At 58.9% G+C, this 17,791-nt stretch carries 13 protein-coding genes; 6 read left to right on the top strand and 7 right to left on the bottom strand.

What is annotated here, in order from left to right; all coding sequences use genetic code 11:
• The first annotated feature begins 3 nt into the window (after nt 1–3).
• The 3 genes from RGU44_RS00995 to RGU44_RS00985 all read left to right on the top strand — a co-directional run bounded on the left by RGU44_RS00995 (nt 4) and on the right by RGU44_RS00985 (nt 3,982).
• Entirely contained in the window at nt 4–813 is an 810-nt protein-coding gene (locus RGU44_RS00995; protein WP_374028615.1) for an ABC transporter permease, read from the top strand.
• A 118-nt stretch (nt 814–931) separates the two neighbouring features.
• On the top strand, nt 932–2,356 hold the full coding sequence (locus RGU44_RS00990; RefSeq protein WP_322215234.1) for a gamma-aminobutyraldehyde dehydrogenase: 1,425 nt from the start codon (nt 932–934) through the stop codon (nt 2,354–2,356).
• A 147-nt stretch (nt 2,357–2,503) separates the two neighbouring features.
• Nucleotides 2,504–3,982 (top strand): APC family permease, encoded by a 1,479-nt coding sequence (locus RGU44_RS00985; RefSeq protein WP_322178169.1) that lies wholly within the window; start codon nt 2,504–2,506, stop codon nt 3,980–3,982.
• Nucleotides 3,983–4,077: 95 nt separating this feature from the next.
• Here RGU44_RS00985 and RGU44_RS00980 read toward each other — a convergent pair whose 3' ends face one another.
• The 3 genes from RGU44_RS00980 to RGU44_RS00970 form a co-directional block, all read right to left on the bottom strand.
• Nucleotides 4,078–5,184 (bottom strand): NADH:flavin oxidoreductase/NADH oxidase, encoded by a 1,107-nt coding sequence (locus tag RGU44_RS00980; RefSeq protein WP_322215232.1) that lies wholly within the window; start codon nt 5,182–5,184, stop codon nt 4,078–4,080.
• A 112-nt stretch (nt 5,185–5,296) separates the two neighbouring features.
• Entirely contained in the window at nt 5,297–7,012 is a 1,716-nt protein-coding gene (recJ, locus tag RGU44_RS00975; protein ID WP_322178167.1) for a single-stranded-DNA-specific exonuclease RecJ, read from the bottom strand.
• A 60-nt stretch (nt 7,013–7,072) separates the two neighbouring features.
• The gene (locus tag RGU44_RS00970) at nt 7,073–7,615 is read right to left on the bottom strand and encodes a YaeQ family protein (protein WP_322215230.1); all 543 of its coding nucleotides are present in this window, start codon (nt 7,613–7,615) and stop codon (nt 7,073–7,075) included.
• A 190-nt stretch (nt 7,616–7,805) separates the two neighbouring features.
• Between RGU44_RS00970 and RGU44_RS00965 the strand changes: the two genes are divergently transcribed.
• Together RGU44_RS00965 and RGU44_RS00960 are read left to right on the top strand one after the other, a co-directional pair.
• A complete protein-coding gene (locus tag RGU44_RS00965; RefSeq protein WP_322215229.1) occupies nt 7,806–9,005 on the top strand; it encodes a CaiB/BaiF CoA-transferase family protein in 1,200 nt (399 codons plus the stop codon).
• 42 nt (nt 9,006–9,047) lie between these two features.
• Nucleotides 9,048–9,932 (top strand): TIGR02285 family protein, encoded by an 885-nt coding sequence (locus tag RGU44_RS00960; RefSeq protein WP_407074669.1) that lies wholly within the window; start codon nt 9,048–9,050, stop codon nt 9,930–9,932.
• Between the two features lie 185 nt (nt 9,933–10,117).
• Here the strand turns inward: RGU44_RS00960 and RGU44_RS00955 are convergent, their stop codons facing one another.
• Nucleotides 10,118–10,411 carry a DUF3509 domain-containing protein gene (locus RGU44_RS00955; protein WP_322178163.1) on the bottom strand — a complete coding sequence of 98 codons (294 nt, stop codon included), beginning with the start codon at nt 10,409–10,411 and terminating at the stop codon, nt 10,118–10,120.
• 265 nt (nt 10,412–10,676) lie between these two features.
• Between RGU44_RS00955 and RGU44_RS00950 the strand changes: the two genes are divergently transcribed.
• Nucleotides 10,677–11,339, top strand: coding sequence for a response regulator transcription factor (locus tag RGU44_RS00950; protein ID WP_322178162.1), 663 nt, complete (start codon nt 10,677–10,679; stop codon nt 11,337–11,339).
• Here RGU44_RS00950 and RGU44_RS00945 read toward each other — a convergent pair.
• From RGU44_RS00945 to thrC, 3 genes are all read right to left on the bottom strand, one after another.
• On the bottom strand, nt 11,304–12,563 hold the full coding sequence (locus RGU44_RS00945; protein WP_322183059.1) for an EAL domain-containing response regulator: 1,260 nt from the start codon (nt 12,561–12,563) through the stop codon (nt 11,304–11,306). The genes RGU44_RS00950 and RGU44_RS00945 overlap by 36 nt on opposite strands.
• Before the next feature lie 86 nt (nt 12,564–12,649).
• On the bottom strand, nt 12,650–16,234 hold the full coding sequence (locus RGU44_RS00940; RefSeq protein ID WP_416194612.1) for a transporter substrate-binding domain-containing protein: 3,585 nt from the start codon (nt 16,232–16,234) through the stop codon (nt 12,650–12,652).
• A 128-nt stretch (nt 16,235–16,362) separates the two neighbouring features.
• Nucleotides 16,363–17,787: a threonine synthase gene (thrC, locus tag RGU44_RS00935; protein ID WP_322178161.1), complete on the bottom strand. Its 1,425-nt coding sequence runs from the start codon at nt 17,785–17,787 to the stop codon at nt 16,363–16,365.
• Nucleotides 17,788–17,791 lie beyond the last annotated feature (4 nt).

The raw sequence follows: 17,791 nt of genomic DNA, 5'->3' as shown, positions 1-17,791 counted from the left end.
TCGTTGCAGGGGGAAAAAGCCTCCCTTGGCCTGAAGCTGGCCGCATGGGGTGGGCTGGTGTTCCTGCACTTCCCGATTTTCATCATCTTCATGTACGCCTTCAACACCGAAGATGCCGCCTTCAGCTTCCCACCCCAGGGTTTCACCCTGAAGTGGTTCAGCGTGGCGTTCTCGCGCCCCGATGTGCTGGAGTCCATCAAGCTCTCGCTGGAGATCGCCTGCATCGCCACGTTGATCGCCATGGTCCTCGGCACGCTGGCATCCGCTGCGCTGTACCGACGGGATTTTTTCGGCAAGGACGGCATTTCGCTGATGCTGATTCTGCCCATCGCCCTGCCGGGGATCATCACCGGTATCGCCCTGCTCTCGGCCTTCAAGACCCTGGGAATCGAACCGGGGATGTTCACTATCATCGTCGGCCACGCGACCTTCTGCGTGGTGATTGTCTACAACAACGTCATCGCCCGCTTGCGCCGCACGTCCCACAGCCTGATCGAAGCGTCGATGGACCTGGGTGCAGACGGCTGGCAGACCTTCCGCTACATCATCATGCCCAACCTCGGTTCGGCATTGCTGGCCGGAGGGATGCTGGCGTTCGCCCTGTCGTTCGACGAAATCATCGTGACCACCTTTACCGCCGGCCATGAACGCACGTTGCCGATCTGGCTGCTCAACCAACTCAGTCGCCCACGCGACGTACCGGTGACCAACGTGGTCGCCATGCTGGTGATGCTGGTGACCATGCTGCCGATCCTCGGCGCCTATTACCTGACACGCGGCGGCGAGAGCGTGGCCGGCAGTGGCGGTAAATAAAGAACACCAACAATCCCCTGTAGGAGCTGCCGAAGGCTGCGATAAGGCCGGAACGGCCTTCGGCGGCTTCTACCGTTTTTTTGCTCGACGACAATAATTGCCTGAAGAGGAATCAACCATGCAAACAAAACTGTTGATCAATGGCCATCTCGTCGCTGGCGAAGGTCCCAGCCAGTCTGTCTTCAACCCAGCCTTGGGTCGGGTGTTGGTCGAAATCAACGAAGCCAGTGAAGCCCAGGTCGACGCCGCCGTGCGGTCTGCCGATGCGGCCTTTGAAAGCTGGTCACAGACCTCGCCCAAAGATCGCTCGCTGCTGTTGCTCAAACTGGCCGACGCCATTGAAGCCCATGGCGAAGAGCTGGCCAAACTGGAGTCGGACAACTGCGGCAAGCCTTACAGCGCCGCACTGAACGATGAAATCCCGGCGATTGCCGACGTATTTCGCTTCTTCGCGGGCGCCAGTCGCTGCATGAGTGGTTCAGCAGCCGGTGAATACCTGCCGGGCCACACCTCTATGATCCGTCGTGATCCTATCGGTGTCGTGGCGTCGATTGCGCCCTGGAACTACCCGCTGATGATGGTCGCCTGGAAAATCGCCCCGGCGCTGGCCGCTGGCAATACCGTGGTGCTCAAACCGTCCGAGCAAACACCACTGACCGCGTTGCGTCTGGTGGAGCTGGCGGCCGATATCTTCCCGGCCGGTGTACTCAATCTGGTGTTCGGTCGAGGGCAAACCGTCGGCAATCCGCTGGTGACCCATCCAAAAGTGCGCATGGTCTCGTTGACCGGCTCTATCGCCACGGGCTCGCACATCATTTCCAGCACCGCCGACAGCGTCAAACGCATGCACATGGAGCTGGGCGGCAAGGCACCGGTAATCATTTTCGATGATGCTGATATCGACGCTGCGGTCGAGGGCATTCGCACGTTCGGCTTCTACAACGCCGGCCAGGATTGCACCGCCGCGTGCCGGATCTATGCACAAAAAGGCATCTACGAAAAATTCGTTACCCGGCTGGGCGAAGCTGTCAGCACCATCAAGTACGGTTTGCAAGACGACCCGGAAACCGAGCTCGGTCCACTGATCACTGCACAGCATCGCGACCGCGTGGTGGGCTTCGTCGAACGCGCACTCGCTAAATCGCACATGCGCCTGATCACTGGCGGCAAGGTGGTTGAGGGCAACGGCTTCTTCTTCGAACCCACCGTGATTGCCGGTGCGAAACAGGATGATGAAATCGTCCGCCGCGAAGTGTTCGGCCCGGTGGTCTCGGTCACCCAGTTCGACGATGAGGCGCAAGTATTGGGTTGGGCCAACGACTCGGACTACGGTTTAGCCTCATCGGTCTGGACCCAAGACGTCGGACGCGCCCACAGGATGGCGGCGCGCTTGCAGTATGGCTGCACCTGGGTCAACACCCACTTCATGCTGGTCAGCGAAATGCCCCATGGCGGGCAGAAGCTCTCCGGGTATGGCAAAGACATGTCCATGTACGGGCTGGAGGATTACACCACCGTGCGCCATGTGATGTTCAAACACTGAGGGCGTTTCACGCGCTATCGCAGCCTTCGACGATTTCCGTTTCACCCGCAATCCAGATCAAAACAATAACGACCGAATCGGGTTGTGCAGTGAGTGCACAACCACGGTTTCGGACACACCAAATCTGCCGATTTTCTGGAGAAACATATGAGCGCAACCCCGCTAGCCGCCGCGCTGGACAGCGATGCAGAACAACTCCTCAAGTTGGGGTACACCTCCAACTTCAACCGCACCATGAGCCTGTGGGAGAACTTCGCCCTCGGCTTCACTTACCTGTCGCCCGTGGTGGGCGTCTACACCTTGTTTGGCCTGTGCCTGGCAGCAGGCGGTCCACCGATGTTCTGGGCTTACCTGTTAGTGGGCATGGGTCAGTTGTTGGTGTGCCTGATTTTCGGTGAAGTGGTTTCGCAGTTCCCGATTTCCGGCGGTGTGTACCCATGGGCTCGTCGCTTGGTGGGCAAGCGCTGGGCATGGATGGTTGGCTGGATCTATGCAATCGCCCTGTGCGTGACCATCGCCGCCGTTGCTGTGGGTGCCGGACCGTATCTGGCCGCCATGCTCGGTTTCGAGCCTAGCGCCAACACCAACATTGTCATCGCGCTGGTGCTGACCCTGTTTGCCACGCTGGTCAATCTCAGCGGCACCAAAGTGCTCGCGCGCATCGCCATGTTTGGTTTTCTCTGCGAACTGATCGGTGCGGTAATCGTCGGTCTGTATCTGCTGATCTTCGAGCGTCACCAACCGTTGAGTGTGCTGTTCAATACCTTCGACATCCGCATTGATGGCTCTTACATGCCGGCGTTCCTGACCGCGTCGCTGGCGGGGATGTTCCTGTACTACGGCTTCGAGGCCTGCGGTGATGTTGCCGAAGAAACGCCTAACCCGAGCAAGATGATCCCGCGCGCCATGCGCATGACCATCTATATCGGTGGCGCAGCAGCGATGTTCGCCTGCCTGGCGCTGATCCTCTCCGTACCGGACATGGCCGCAGTGATCAACGGCACCGACAAGGATCCGGTGACCACCATCCTCAGCAACGCCTTTGGCGTCAATGGCTCGAAAGTGGTGATGGCCGTGGTGATGGTGTCCTTCGTCTCCTGCGTCATCAGCTTGCAAGCCGCCGCCAGCCGCCTGCTTTATGCCTACGCACGGGATGAAATGATCATCGGCAGCACTGTGCTGAAACGCCTGTCACCCAACACTCAGGTGCCAGTTGCAGCGTTGTTCGTTGCTGGCGTACTGCCCGCTTTGATCATCTGCCTGGGCTTTGTGTTGCAGGATGCGGTCGCCACCATCGTCAGCTTCGCCGCCATCGGTATCTACCTGGCGTTCCAGATGATTGTCATGGCCGCCCTCTTCGCCCGCGCACGCGGCTGGAAGCCAAGCGGTCAATTCAGCCTCGGTAAATGGGGCCTGCCCATTAACCTTGGCGCGTTGATCTACGGGGTGTTGGCCATCATCAACATGGCCTGGCCTCGTACCCCGGATGCCGCCTGGTACATCAACTACGCCATGGTCCTGACCACCGCCATTGTCATTGGCCTGGGCTTGATCTACATGTGGCTGGGTAAACCGTACGACCACGGTACGGCGCCCGCTGGGGATGCCTGGAAAGTCAGGAAGTAAAAGCCTTTGATCTGAGAATGCCCACGCTCTGCGTGGGCATTTCGTCTGGGCGTCTTCGCGAATAGGTTCGCCCCCGGTGGGCGGAGTGCTCGACCTCACTCGCGCAAATCGGACTCATGGATCGGTTGATCACGATGAGTCGCGCGTTGATATTGCGCGGGCCAGGTGGCTTTGCGTCCGCCCAAGTCATCGTCAGCGTGCAGGGGCCAGTACGGATCACGCAGCAGTTCGCGGGCGAGCAGGATCAAGTCAGCTTGCCCGGTACGCAGGATGTGCTCGGCCTGGGCCGGTTCTGTGATCATGCCGACGGTGCCGGTAGCAATCCCCGACTCCTTGCGCACCCGCTCGGCGAACCGAGTCTGGTAACCGGGGCCGACTGGAATTTCTGCATTGGCAGACGTGCCGCCCGACGACACGTCGATCAAGTCCACGCCTATGTTTTTCAAGCGTCGCGCCAGCTCAACGGTTTCGTCCGGATTCCAGCCGTCTTCGACCCAGTCAGTGGCAGAGACACGTACGAACAATGGCAGTTCTTCGGGCCAAATGGCGCGTACCGCCTCGGTGACTTGCAGGGTTAGGCGAATGCGATTTTCAAACGTGCCGCCATATTGATCGCGACGCTGATTGCTCAACGGCGACAGGAACTGATGCAACAGATAGCCGTGAGCGGCGTGAATCTCGACCACTTTGAAACCCGCCGTCAGCGCGCGCTGCGCCGCGTCGACGAACGCCTGAATCACCTCCTGGATCTGGTGCTCATCCAGTTGTACTGGCGCCGTGTGTTTGGGGTCGAATGCGATAGGCGAAGGCCCGACTGGTGTCCAGCCACCCTCACTTAATGGCACGCTGCCCTGCTTGCCCAACCAGGGTCGCCAAGTGCTGGCCTTCCGACCGGCATGCGCCAGCTGGATACCGGCAACCGCACCTTGAGCCGTGATGAAACGGGTGATGCGTTGCAAAGGCTCGATCTGTTCGTCGTTCCACAACCCCAAATCTTCGGGAGTGATGCGCCCGTCTTTGGTGACGGCGGTGGCCTCGGTGAATACCAGCCCGGCACCGCCGACGGCGCGGCTACCGAGATGAACCAGATGCCAGTCGTTGGCCAGGCCATCGACACAGGAGTACTGACACATCGGCGACACCGCGATGCGATTGAGCAGGGTCAGTTGACGCAGGGTAAAGGGTTCAAGCAGCAGGCTCATGGGGACCTCTCAAATTGACAATCGGGTTCCAGATTCTGTGTGGCATGTTTCTGTACAACAATGCCTAGAGCCTAGTCGACAACTCAAGAGAGATCAGGGTTCCTGCAGCAAATCAACGCGCAGCGATATGCGCCACCATCAACTGTACGGTTTCGTTGCCACGAAATTCGTTGAGGTCCAGTTTGTACGCCAGTTCGACCCAGCGAATGGTCGGGTTCGGCCAGATCTCGCGGTCGACGCTGAAGGCGATGCCATCGAGTTTCAGCGAGCCGCATTCGCTTTTCAGTACCATCTTCAGATGACGCTCGCCAACGATGCGTTGTTCTACCAACTGAAACACGCCATGGAACAACGGTTCAGGGAAATGTTGCCCCCAGGGACCCGCGTTGCGCAGCGCCCGGGCCAGTTCCAGATGAAACTCTTCCACGGCCAGCGTGCCATCCGACAGCAGGCGCCCGGTCAGGTCGTCTTCACACAGTTGGCGACGCACTTCCGCGTCAAAGGCTTCGGCAAACGCCGGGAAGTTCGCTTCAGGCAACGACAGGCCAGCGGCCATCGCATGCCCTCCAAACTTGCTGATCAGTTCCGGATGTTTGGCCGCCACGGCATCCAGCGCATCGCGGATATGAAACCCCGGCACTGAACGCGCCGAACCTTTGAGTACGCCCTCCCCGGCGCTGGCGAAGGCGATGGTCGGACGGTGATAACGCTCTTTCAGGCGTGAAGCGAGAATCCCGATCACCCCTTGGTGCCAATCCGCCTCGAACAGGCACAAGCCGAACGGCATCGATTCCAGTGGCAAGTCCTTGAGCTGGGCCAGTGCTTCACGCTGCATGCCCTGCTCGATGGATTTGCGGTCCTGGTTCAACTCGTCGAGTTGCACCGCCATTTCACGGGCCAGGGTTTCGTCTTCACACAGCAGGCATTCGATGCCAAGGCTCATGTCATCCAGACGACCGGCAGCATTCAAACGTGGCCCAATGATAAACCCGAGGTCGGTCGAGGTAATGCGCGCAGGTTCACGGCGCGCGACATCGAGAATCGCCTTGAGCCCCGGTCGCGCCCGACCTGCACGGATGCGCAGCAGGCCTTGATGGACCAGGATGCGATTGTTGGCGTCCAGCGGCACCACATCGGCGACGCTGCCCAGTGCAACCAGATCGAGCAGCTCACCGAGGTTCGGTTGCACCCGCTGGTTGGCCTCGAACCAACCGGTATCACGCAACCGTGCGCGCAATGCCATCAACACGTAGAAAATCACCCCGACGCCGGCCAGGGCCTTGCTGGGGAATTCGCAACCGGGCTGATTCGGGTTGACGATGGCATCGGCTGCCGGCAGTTCATGGCCGGGCAAGTGGTGGTCAGTGACCAGTACCTGCAAGCCCGCAGCCTTGGCCGCCGCCACACCGTCGACGCTGGAAATACCGTTATCCACAGTGATCAGCAATTGCGGCTCTCGCTGCAAGGCGACGGCGACAATTTCCGGGGTCAGGCCATAACCATATTCGAAACGGTTCGGCACCAGATAATCGACATGCGCGGCACCGAGCAGTCGCAACCCCAGCACGCCCACAGTGCTGGCGGTCGCACCGTCCGCATCGAAGTCGCCGACGATCAGGATGCGCTGACGCTCGTTCAACGCCGTGACCAACAGGTCCACCGCCGCATCGATCCCTTTGAGCTGCTGATAAGGAATCAGGCGGGTCAGACTTTTGTCCAGCTCGACCTCGGACAGCACGCCGCGCGCGGCATACAGACGCGTCAGCAAAGGCGGCAGGTCGCCGAGAAACGGCAAAGTGTCAGGCAACAGGCGAGGTTCGATGCGCATTCGGTTTCCGCTGGATTTCTTTGATTGGCGAGCTGGCAGAGCAATCAGTGGCGAGGCGTATCAGCCGCGCTCGCCGGTGAGCCATTGCAGCTGAACTTCGTGCTGACCACGGTCGTCGGTTACGAAAATCGTTCCTTCGCTGATCATCACGTCCCACTTGATAACGCGTGGCATGTCCTTGGCCAGGACTTCCAGAATGTCTTGCGGCACGGTGGCGATGTTAACGTTTTTCAGGTTTTTCGCGACCGGGATGACCTTGGTTTCCCAGACACGCAAGCTGCCGTAGGCCAACAGACTGGTGCGCTCGGTACGACGCGAGCACCATGTGATGCGATCAGCGTCGGGCTGGCCCACTTCGATCCAGTGCAACACGCGACCATCCAGGCTCTTTTCCCAGAGCGCGGGCTCGTCCACGTCCGACAAGCCACGGCCAAACGCCAGGTGCTCGCTATACCAGAAGGCATAAGCCAGCAAACGCACGGTCATGCGCTCTTCAGTTTCAGAGGGGTGGCGGGCGATCGTCTGTTTGACACTTTCATAGACGCTACGGTCGAGGTCGGTGAGATTGAGTTCGAATTTGTAGGTCGTGGACGGCTGGGCCATGAACGGGCTTCTAGATGCGGAGAAAGGCGCCAAGTCTAACCGATGCTGACCCATTGAACGACCGAACCGGCCTGATCTGCCCGGCGGTCGGGACAAATAAGCGCCTGATGCCAGACCAAGGTGCCGCCGGGGCAGAATCTGTCGCCAGAATCGAATAGGCTAAGGCCATTCGCTGCCCACAGGATGCCCCATGCCACTCACTGCCAAACCCCTTGCCGGTCTAAAAGTCATTGAACTGGGAACGTTGATTGCTGGCCCTTTCGCCTCGCGCATCTGCGCCGAGTTCGGTGCCGAGGTGATCAAAATCGAATCGCCGGACGGCGGCGATCCCCTGCGCAAGTGGCGCAAGCTGTACGAGGGGACTTCGCTGTGGTGGTTTGTTCAGTCGCGCAATAAAAAGTCGCTGACGCTCAACCTCAAGCATCCCGAGGGTTTGGCCATCCTCAAGCAGTTGCTGGGCGAGGCCGACATCCTCATCGAAAACTTTCGACCCGGCGTCCTGGAAAAGCTGGGCCTGGGGTGGGAAACCTTGCACGCACTGAACCCGAAACTGGTGATGGTGCGCCTGTCCGGTTTCGGCCAGACCGGACCGATGAAAGATCAGCCAGGGTTCGGCGCAGTCGGGGAATCCATGGGCGGGTTGCGCTATATCACCGGTTTCGAGGATCGGCCACCGGTACGCACCGGGATTTCAATCGGTGACTCGATTGCCGCGCTGTGGGGTGTGATCGGAGCGCTGATGGCGTTGCGTCACCGCGAAGTCAACGGCGGCCAGGGCCAAGTGGTAGATGTGGCGCTGTACGAAGCAATTTTCGCGATGATGGAAAGCATGGTCCCGGAGTTCGATGTGTTCGGGTTCATCCGTGAGCGCACCGGCAACATCATGCCCGGCATTACGCCCTCTTCGATTCACACCAGCGCCGACGGCAAGCACATACAGATTGGCGCCAATGGCGATGCGATCTTCAAACGGTTCATGCAGGTCATCGGGCGTGAGGACCTGGCCAATGATCCCGCGCTGGCCAGCAATGACGGGCGGGACAGCCGCCGTGATGAACTGTACGGCGTGATTGATCGCTGGGTCGGTTCGCTACCGTTGGAAACACTGTTGAGTGCACTGACCGAAGCTCAGGTGCCTGCCAGTCGTATTTACTCAGCTGAAGACATGTTCAGTGACCCGCAATTTCTCGCCCGGGAAATGTTTCTCCAGGCCAAATTACCCGATGGAAAATTGTTCAAAATGCCCGGCATCGTCCCCAAACTCTCGGAAACACCGGGGTCTGCAGACTGGGTCGGACCCGAGCTGGGGGCCCATAATGCCGAGCTACTGAAAGCTCTGGGTTATGACGCTGAACAGATTGTTCGTTTGCGCGAACAAGGCGTCATCTAAATGACGCTATAATTCAGGCACTTCCCGAGGATTCATCAGCGAATGTTCTATCGCTCCTTGCGGGCCGCCAAGCCCTGTTTAAAGCTCATGCTAGTCTTGGTATCGCTCATTGGCGTGCCGCGCACCAGCATGGCAAAAGACACATTGATCTGGTTACTGCGCGATCTACCGCCCTTGACGATTGCCTCAGGCCCGCAGCAGGGCCAAGGTTCGATTGATCGGCTGATGCCCCTATTGATCGCCCGCATGCCCGAGTTCGAACACCAGCTGTTGCGGGTCAATCGCGCCCGAGGCATGCAAATGCTTCATGAGCCTTCCCTCACTTGCGACCCGACGCTGCTCTGGACTCCAGAGCGAGCGAAAACCATCATTTTCTCGATCCCTACGTATGCAGTGGCCAGCAACGGCATCGTCATTCGTCGTGAAGACGCGAGTCGCTTCAGCCCCTTCATCGAAAACGGCCAGATCGACCTGGTGGCGTTACTGGCGAGCCAGACGATAAAGCTCGGGGTAGTGGCCGAACGCAGTTACGGCCCGGTGATCGATCAAATTGTTCATAGCGCGTCAGGCGCTGACGTCAGCGAGCATTACGGCAACGATGCGGTCGGCAGCCTGTTACAGATGGAGCGCCTGGGCCGCTTGCAAGCCTTTATCAGTTACTGGCCAGAAGCCCGTTACCAGGCACAGCACCAAAGCATCGACCCTGAAGAACTGGCGTTTTACCCGGTCAAAGGCACCGCCAAATATCAGTTCGCCCATGTCGGTTGTTCGAATACCGAGCGAGGCCGGGAGGCCATGGAGATCATCAACCGCGAAATGCGCGTGTTGCGCGAGAGCACACTTGTCGATCTCTACGCCGAGTGGCTCGACCCGTCGTCCCGCGTGGAATATCTGAAGGATGCCAAGGCGTTTTTCGATAAGCCCTGAGCCCACGGAAATACTGACGCGTGCCAAACTATAGACAAAAGAAACCCCGAGCAGCGGGGTAACTAACTCGGGGTCAAACCGTGGTCCCTCGGGACCAGTACGACAGGCAACAATCACCGGAGCACAATGCCTGAACCTGCCGTACTTAATATGAGGCCTGAATACGACTAAGGTTCCCCGATCAGTCAAATAAAATCCAGAACCGGTCTAAATGCCTGCGTTTGAACGTGGCGCATGGCCGCAATCACGCAGGGCTCGATGCGCCCCTCGGCCACCAACAGGTCCCGGTGAAAACCGTCGACCACATCTGTCAGTTGGCGCTTGTCGCAAAACTGCGCTACACACAGCGTGCGCTCGATCACAATCGCACCCGCCGGATTTTTCAGGGTCACCAGACGCTCACCCCGAGCACCTGCAGGGCCCAGCGTTGCCTGGTACGGCGTCAGGGCTTCACTTAGCAGTAAGCTGATATTTTCCATCTAGATCACCACTCAACAGTTTGAATGCAAAGGTGCTTATCAATGACCCCCGGCTTGAGGAAAAAGTTCGTGCGCCGTGAGCTGGGGATTGCCTGCAATCAGGAACCTTGAGCATGCCTGCTGAACATGACAGATAAAAAACAAACGGCTACCCCCCTCGCGACGGAGAGGTCAACCTGCAATACCCTATCAATACGCACAAAGAGCTGCCGATAACCTTCAAGGCAGGTCAATCCCATCTTGCCCATGCAAACGGAGCCTGACCGTGAGTAAGCCCTCTGATCGAACACTGCGCATCATCCTGGCGGACGATCACCCTATTTTCCTGATAGGGCTGCGGGTTGTGCTCGAACAGGGCGGCGACGCTCAGGTAGTGGCCGAGGCTGGCAGCCCGGTAGAACTCAATGAAGCGCTGAAAAGCCACGCGTGTGATGTGCTGGTGACCGATTTCATGATGCCTGTCGATCAACAGAACGATGGGCTGCGGTTACTGGAACGGATTCGACGTGATCATCCACAGTTGCCCATTGTGGTGGTCACCATGCTCAATAATGCAGGACTGTTTAGCTCGATCCTTGCATTGGGGGTCAATGCGCTGTTGAGCAAAGCCAGCCTGGCGGGCGAGTTGCCTGCCGCAATCCTGAGTATCCGGCAGAACAAACACTACATTGCGGACTCGGTAAAACAGGCTCTGCTCGAAGCCGGTGATTACGGTTCTGACGCCCTGGTATCCCACGGGCAGCTCTCACCCAAGGAACAGGAAGTCCTGCGTTTACTGGCGGCCGGGCGCTCGGTTGGGGAAATCGCTGCGCAAATTAACCGAAGCAAAAAAACGGTCAGCACTCAAAAAGTCAGCGCCATGCGCAAGCTGGGCCTGGCCAACGACGCGTCGTTATTCATTTATCTGCAAGAGCATGGGCTGACCTGAAGTCGGACCCGTACGCTCCGCCATCCAGCTCAGTAGAGCGGCCTCGCTCATGGGACGTGCAATGAAATAACCCTGCACTGCGGGCTTGCCCAACGCCTGCAGGGCTCGATAGTCATCGGCGGTTTCAACACCTTCGACCACCACGTTCATCGCCATCTGTCTCGCCATAGTCAAAGCACCGGCGACCACCGCCGACTTGCGTGCGTCTTCGGCCATGCCCCGTACGAATTCGGAAGGGATCTTCAGTTCAGAGAAGGGCAATTGCAGCAAACGCTCAATATTTGAAGCGCCCGTACCAAAGTCGTCGATGGATAATTTGCACCCTTGCAGGCGCAAACGCATCAAGCTTTCCAGTTGCCAGGACGGCGTATTCAGTACCGAGCTCTCGACGACTTCCAGAGTCAGCACCTCTGGTGGCAGGCCGAAACGCGCCAGCAGCGCCAGGATTTCCTGGGCAAAATCGACGTGTTCGAGCATCACCGGCGCGATATTCACGGCCACGGGCAAGGCTTCCCCACGCGCCTGTAATACCTCGGAGGACAATTTCAACGCCAGCTCCAGCATGCGCCAGGTCAGCGGCGCAATCAGGCCCGCATGTTCCAGTGCGGCCATGAACTGGCCGGGCACCAACAGGCCGTACTGCGGGTGCTGCCAACGGACCAGCGCCTCAACGCCCAGCAACTTCCCCTCCAGGCTGACCTTGGGCTGGTAGTGGGCGATCCACTGTTCGGATACTCGGGTATCGCCGATGTGTTGACCCGGGGCTATCGGATACAGCGCTTCCAGTGACAATGACTCCGACACCTGCAACAACGGTAAGGGCGCGGTATCGTGCTCGATGCCCTCGCTGTAAACCTCCAGCAATTTGCATAGCGCCGTTGCCGACGCGGGCTTTGGCAGGCTACCCAGCACCCAGAGCCCCTGCTGTCGTGCCAGATATGCTGCGCCGTCACGCACGCTGGTGTCGGTGCTGCTGAGAATGATCACCGCTCGGGCCTGCCGGGTTTCGGCCAGATACCGGATCATTTCGAGCCCGTCCGGGCCGTCCATCTGCAAGTCGCAGATGGCGATATCGACGCTGCCCCGATTGGCCAACGATTGTTGCGCCGCTGCGACGCCGTCAGCCGCCAGGACGTTGAAGACTTGATTGGCATTGAGCATCTGGTGCAGCGCCATCAGTTGAAACGGATTGTCTTCAAGGATCAGAACGTTAAGAGAGTTCACAGTCATGCCTCGCGGGCCGGAGCGGTTTTAGCCAAAAGTGATCTGTACTTTAAAGGCCCCCGCATCTGTACCCCATAGGACAAGTCCTAAACAGGCGGTACCGGCAAGTGCTGCTGAATGTCGACGCGAAGCTGCCCGATAGCGTCGTCCAGCTTCTGCCACTCCTCGACCAGCGTTACGCTGGATTGCACGCGCACGCTAGCGTCGAGGCTGGCACAGGCCTTCGCCAGCGGCACCGCGTCGATCAGACACGCGGCGCCCTTCAAACGGTGCAGTGAAGCGCTCAGGGCCTTCCAGTCCTGTGCGCTCACCGCTGGCTGCAAAACACCCCATTCCTGTTCCAGGTTTTTCCACAGTTCCAAAAGCAACAGCTGCATCTGCTCATCGTTGGCCCGGGTCATTTGCCGCAAGGACTGGATATCAAACGATTGTGCGGGCGCAATATCGGCGAGCAATTGTGCCAGTTGCTCCAGAGGCACTGGCTTGATCAGAAGCCGGTCCATGCCTGCCTGCTCACAGCGCTGGCGTTCATCACTCATGGCATTGGCGGTGCAACCGATGACCGGACAAGGCCGCAGTTGCTCCAGAGCTTCGATCCGTCGAATGTTTTCGGTCAGGGTATAACCGCTCATGCCTGGCATATTGCAGTCAGTGATAACCCCGTCGAAGTCACCCTCACGCCAGAGCGCCAAGGCCGACTCCGCGCTGTGGGTGGACACCACTTCATGCCCGAGAAACTCAAGCTGTTGAGTCAGTACTAGACGGTTGGCCGACAGATCATCGACGATCAGCAACTGCAACGAACGGCTGACAGCTCGCTGCTGAAGGGGCTCTGGGCCTTTGCTCGACGCTTGGGCGCGGGCCAGCTCCAGCTCAACGGTGACCAGTGTTCCGGCCCCCGGCTCGCTCTCAAGGCCGATCTGCCCGCCCATCAATTCCACCAGTTGCCTGCAAATACTCAACCCCAGGCCGGTGCCGCCATATTCGGCTGCAGTATCGCCGCTGGCCTGAGAAAACGGCTGGAACAACAGGCTCTGCTGCTGCGCACTGATGCCGACACCGCTGTCCTTGACGCTGATCTGCAAGCAGGGCCGGTGCTGATCCGCCCCGGTCACGCTGACGCGCATAAGCACCGCGCCTTCGCGGGTGAATTTCAAGGCGTTGCCGAGCAGGTTGTGCAATACCTGACGCAGGCGCAACGGATCAAGCCAGTAGTCACCCTCGGCCTGTTCGGCGAACTCCAGCCGCAGGTCTAGGCCCTTCTCCGACGCCTTGGCCTCGAACAGTTTGCAAATACCTTCAAAGAACGGTCGCAACGGGGTTGTGACCAGCGTCAATTGCATACTCCCGAATTCGATCTTGGCCAGGTCCAGGCTGTCGCCGATCAGGGCGATCAATTCCTGTGCGGACTGGTACGCAACGTTTAGCCCCTCGGACGGCAGCGTGCCCTGACGTAAAGCCTGTTCGCGCTCAAGTTCAAGCAGACCGATGATGGCGCCCATCGGCGTGCGGATTTCATGGCTCATGGTTGCCAGGAAAGCGCTTTTGGCGACATTGGCCAGCTCGGCCTCCTGCCGCGCCTGGTCGAGCTGGGCTTCCAGTTGCTTGCGTTCGGTGATGTCTATCCAGCCACCCAGCAAGCCCTGCAACTGGCCATCGGCCCGGTAAAAGGGCACGGTCCACTGATAGGCCTCAATCAACCGGCCAAAGAGCTCCATCTGCCGGTCAGCGAACACCGGCTGCCGGGTTTCCAGGAGTTTCAGGTAATCGGCATGCATCTGTTCGGCGCTCGGACGAGGGATCAAATCCACATCGATCAAGCGCCGGCCACTCATCTGTTCAAAACTGATCCCGAAGCTTTCCTCATAACTGCGGTTGCACGAAATCAACCGGCCATTGAGGTCCCGCACATAAATCGGGTTGGGGATACCGTCGAGCAAGGCATGCTTGAACGCCAACTGATCACTGAGCTGTTCCTCTGCCCTGAGCCGCTGGCGAATCTGCACCTTCAGGCGACTGCTCCAGACCAGCGAGACCAGGCCCAGCATCAGTGCGACTGCAAGTGTCCAATAAACCCACGGCGGGATGCGTTGCCAGAGCGTGGGTTGAGGGATGACCGCACCCAGCCACTTCAGGCGGATAGCCCGTAACTCGCCCACGGGAAATTCTTCCAGGGCCTTGTTCAGGATGCTCAACAGCTCCGGTTGAGTCTCGACCACTGAAAAACGATCAGGTGACCATTGCCCCTCAACACTACGACCGACTTTCAGCACCCCCGGCGGGAACAGATAGGCCCCTGCCTCATTCTGGATGGTTGCATCGGCCTGACCGTCTTCGACCAACTGACGGGCTTGCTCGTAGGTCTTGACCGATCGAAGCTTGATGTCTGGATGACTGCGCCGGATAAAGTCTTCCAGCGCATGTTTGGCGGGCAGCGCCAGAACCCGTCCCGACAGATCATTCAGGGTCAGCGGCGACGGGTCCTTGCTGCGCACGACGAAAACCCAGGCATTACCACCATACGAGTAGGTGAAGCCGAGGAACTTCTTGCGTTCAGCGTTCTCCCCCAAGGTCGTATTCATGTCGGCCTGACCGGTGCGCAGCAAGTGCATGGTTTCTTCCGTCGAAGACGATTCCTTGTGCACGAACTGCAGGCCGGTCATGCGCGAAATACGCGCCAGCACGTCCACATTCAGGCCAACCCACTGGCCGTTCTTGTCTTGGTACAAGTACGGCGGATGTTGGCCAGAAGCCACCGTGACACGCGGATGTTTGCGGACCCAGCCTTGCTCGGCGGTCGTCAACTTGATGCGTTGCCGGGCGATGTCCGAGCCAAGGCCCGTGGTCCAGCGCACGACTACCTCGCGCCTGACCGACGGGTCGATACGCTTGAGCGCACGGTCAATCATCGAAAGCAGGGTCCCGTCTTCTTTGCGAGTGGCGAACGAGAACCCAACCGGCGGCAGTGCGCTTTCGGATTTGATCTGTAACCCCAGATAGGGGCGCAAGGCACTGTAGGAGCGCACGATGACCTCGTTGCCGATAAATGCATCGACTTCACCTTGGCTCAAGGCCTCAAGAGCACTGTAGAGATTAGGCGCGAGGATAATTTCGCTGTCGGGATAAACCGCATGGACCACCCGCGCATCGGCGTAGCCATCGAGCAATACCACTTTTTTACCCTTCAGCCCGGACGGCAGGGTCACGTCACTCCCGCGTCCGACGATCACCGAGCGGTCGGGCATGTAGTCGGCGGAAAACGCCAATTCCTTCACGCCTCGCTCGAAGCCATTGGCACTGGTAAGAATATCGATGGTGTCGTTACGCAGGGCGAGAATGGCCTCTTCGCGTCGGGCGAAACCTACTACTTGCATGGGCACCGACAGCGTGCTGCCAATTAGGCTCAGGTAGTCGGCGCTAATGCCCTGATAGCGATTGCGATCACTGGTGATGTCGATCGGCTCGTAATCGGCAATCGAGATGCCCACGCGAAGGGGGCGATGCTGATCGAGCCATTGTTGATCCTGAGGTTCCAGGAGCATGGGCGGCAGGCTTACAAAGGGTGCCACCAGACTGAAAGGCAAACTTTGCGCAGCGGGCGCGGCCTGACTCAGGAATAACAGCATCCACAGCAAGGCTGTGTGCAAAACGCTTTTGTTTGTGGCACTCATACCGTGCCTGCTGACTTTCTTCACCGCAGTCTTCCCGTCCGTAGGGATCCAAAACCCCCGGAGTGTGGCACGCAAAAACAAAAAAGCCCGCCAAATGGCGGGCCTGATCTTGTTACACAACGATACCGTCAGAGCGGTTTGCCGCGATTACCGTGCAGGCTGACGAAGGCCTGTATGGCTTTAAGGTCATTTGGCAGAACGGTGCACTTCTCGTTTCGCTCAAACAAATCAGCCAAATGTGCAGGCAGCTCAAGGGCTTTTCCTACACCGGCTTTCTCCACTGCATCCGGGAACTTGACCGGATGCGCGGTCCCCAGAATCACCATCGGCGTATCCAGGCTGCGACGGCAATCGCGGGCGGCCTTGACCCCAATGGCGGTGTGCGGATCGAGCACTTCGCCCGTCTGCGCGAAGACTTCGGCGATGGTCTCGCAGGTCTGCTCATCGCTGACTGCCAGAGAATCGAACAGCTTGCGGGTTTCGGTCCAGCGATCTTCATCGACGCTAAACGTACCGGTCTGCTTGAAGGTGTCCATCAAGCCAGCGATGGCGGCGCCATTGCGCCCATGCATATCGAACAGCAAACGCTCGAAGTTCGACGACACCATGATGTCCATGGACGGCGACAGGGTCGCGTGCAGGGTTTCCTTGGAGTACTGATTGCCGCTCATGAAGCGGTGCAGAATGTCATTGCGGTTGGTGGCGACAATCAGCTGGCTGATCGGCAAGCCCATGTTGCGCGCCAGGTAACCGGCGAAAATATCGCCGAAGTTACCGGTTGGAACCGAGAACGCAACCGAACGCGCCGGCCCGCCGAGCTGCAGGGCCGCATGAAAGTAGTACACGATCTGAGCCATGATCCGCGCCCAGTTGATCGAGTTGACCGCAACCAGACGCGTGCCCTTGAGAAAGTCCTGATCGGCGAAGCTGTCTTTGACCATCTCCTGGCAGTCATCGAAGTTGCCTTCGACGGCAATGTTGTGGATGTTCTCACCGAAGATGGTAGTCATCTGCCGACGCTGAACTTCCGAGACACGATTGTTCGGATGCAGGATGAAGATGTCGACGTTGTCGCAACGACGGCAGCCTTCGATGGCGGCCGAGCCCGTATCACCGGAGGTCGCGCCCAGAATCACTACGCGTTCGCCACGCTTGGCCAACACATAATCGAGCAGACGCCCAAGCAGTTGCAGGGCGAAGTCCTTGAAGGCCAGGGTGGGACCATGGAACAACTCAAGCACCCACTCATTGCCATTCAACGGGCGCAGCGGCGCAATGCCACTGTGGGCGAATACGCCCCCCTCTCCCGACGAATAGGTTTCTTCCAGAATCTTTTTGAAGTCGGCATCCGGGATGCTGCCGGTGACGAAGGGGCGCATGACCCGGAACGCCAACTCGTGATACGGCAGACCCGCCCAGGAGGCGATTTCTTCCAGGGTAAAGCGCGGCAGGTTTTCCGGCACATACAGGCCGCCATCACTGGCAAGACCCGCGAGCAGCACGTCTTCGAAGTTCAGGGCTGGCGCTTGGCCGCGGGTACTGATGTAACGCATGATT

This window comes from Pseudomonas sp. 5C2, assembly GCF_034314155.1.
GTDB lineage: Bacteria > Pseudomonadota > Gammaproteobacteria > Pseudomonadales > Pseudomonadaceae > Aquipseudomonas.
This window is presented reverse-complemented; position numbering and strand designations above follow the sequence as displayed.

Excerpts from the sequence above, each read along its gene's own strand:
- recJ (WP_322178167.1), bottom strand. The coding sequence starts at position 7,012 with ATGCGCATCGAACCTCGCCTGTTGCCTGACACTTTGCCGTTTCTCGGC.
- RGU44_RS00970 (WP_322215230.1), bottom strand. The coding sequence starts at position 7,615 with ATGGCCCAGCCGTCCACGACCTACAAATTCGAACTCAATCTCACCGAC.
- RGU44_RS00965 (WP_322215229.1), top strand. The coding sequence starts at position 7,806 with ATGCCACTCACTGCCAAACCCCTTGCCGGTCTAAAAGTCATTGAACTG.
- RGU44_RS00955 (WP_322178163.1), bottom strand. The coding sequence starts at position 10,411 with ATGGAAAATATCAGCTTACTGCTAAGTGAAGCCCTGACGCCGTACCAG.
- RGU44_RS00940 (WP_416194612.1), bottom strand. The coding sequence starts at position 16,234 with ATGAGTGCCACAAACAAAAGCGTTTTGCACACAGCCTTGCTGTGGATG.
- thrC (WP_322178161.1), bottom strand. The coding sequence starts at position 17,787 with ATGCGTTACATCAGTACCCGCGGCCAAGCGCCAGCCCTGAACTTCGAA.
- RGU44_RS00990 (WP_322215234.1), top strand. The coding sequence starts at position 932 with ATGCAAACAAAACTGTTGATCAATGGCCATCTCGTCGCTGGCGAAGGT.
- RGU44_RS00960 (WP_407074669.1), top strand. The coding sequence starts at position 9,048 with ATGTTCTATCGCTCCTTGCGGGCCGCCAAGCCCTGTTTAAAGCTCATG.
- RGU44_RS00980 (WP_322215232.1), bottom strand. The coding sequence starts at position 5,184 with ATGAGCCTGCTGCTTGAACCCTTTACCCTGCGTCAACTGACCCTGCTC.
- RGU44_RS00985 (WP_322178169.1), top strand. The coding sequence starts at position 2,504 with ATGAGCGCAACCCCGCTAGCCGCCGCGCTGGACAGCGATGCAGAACAA.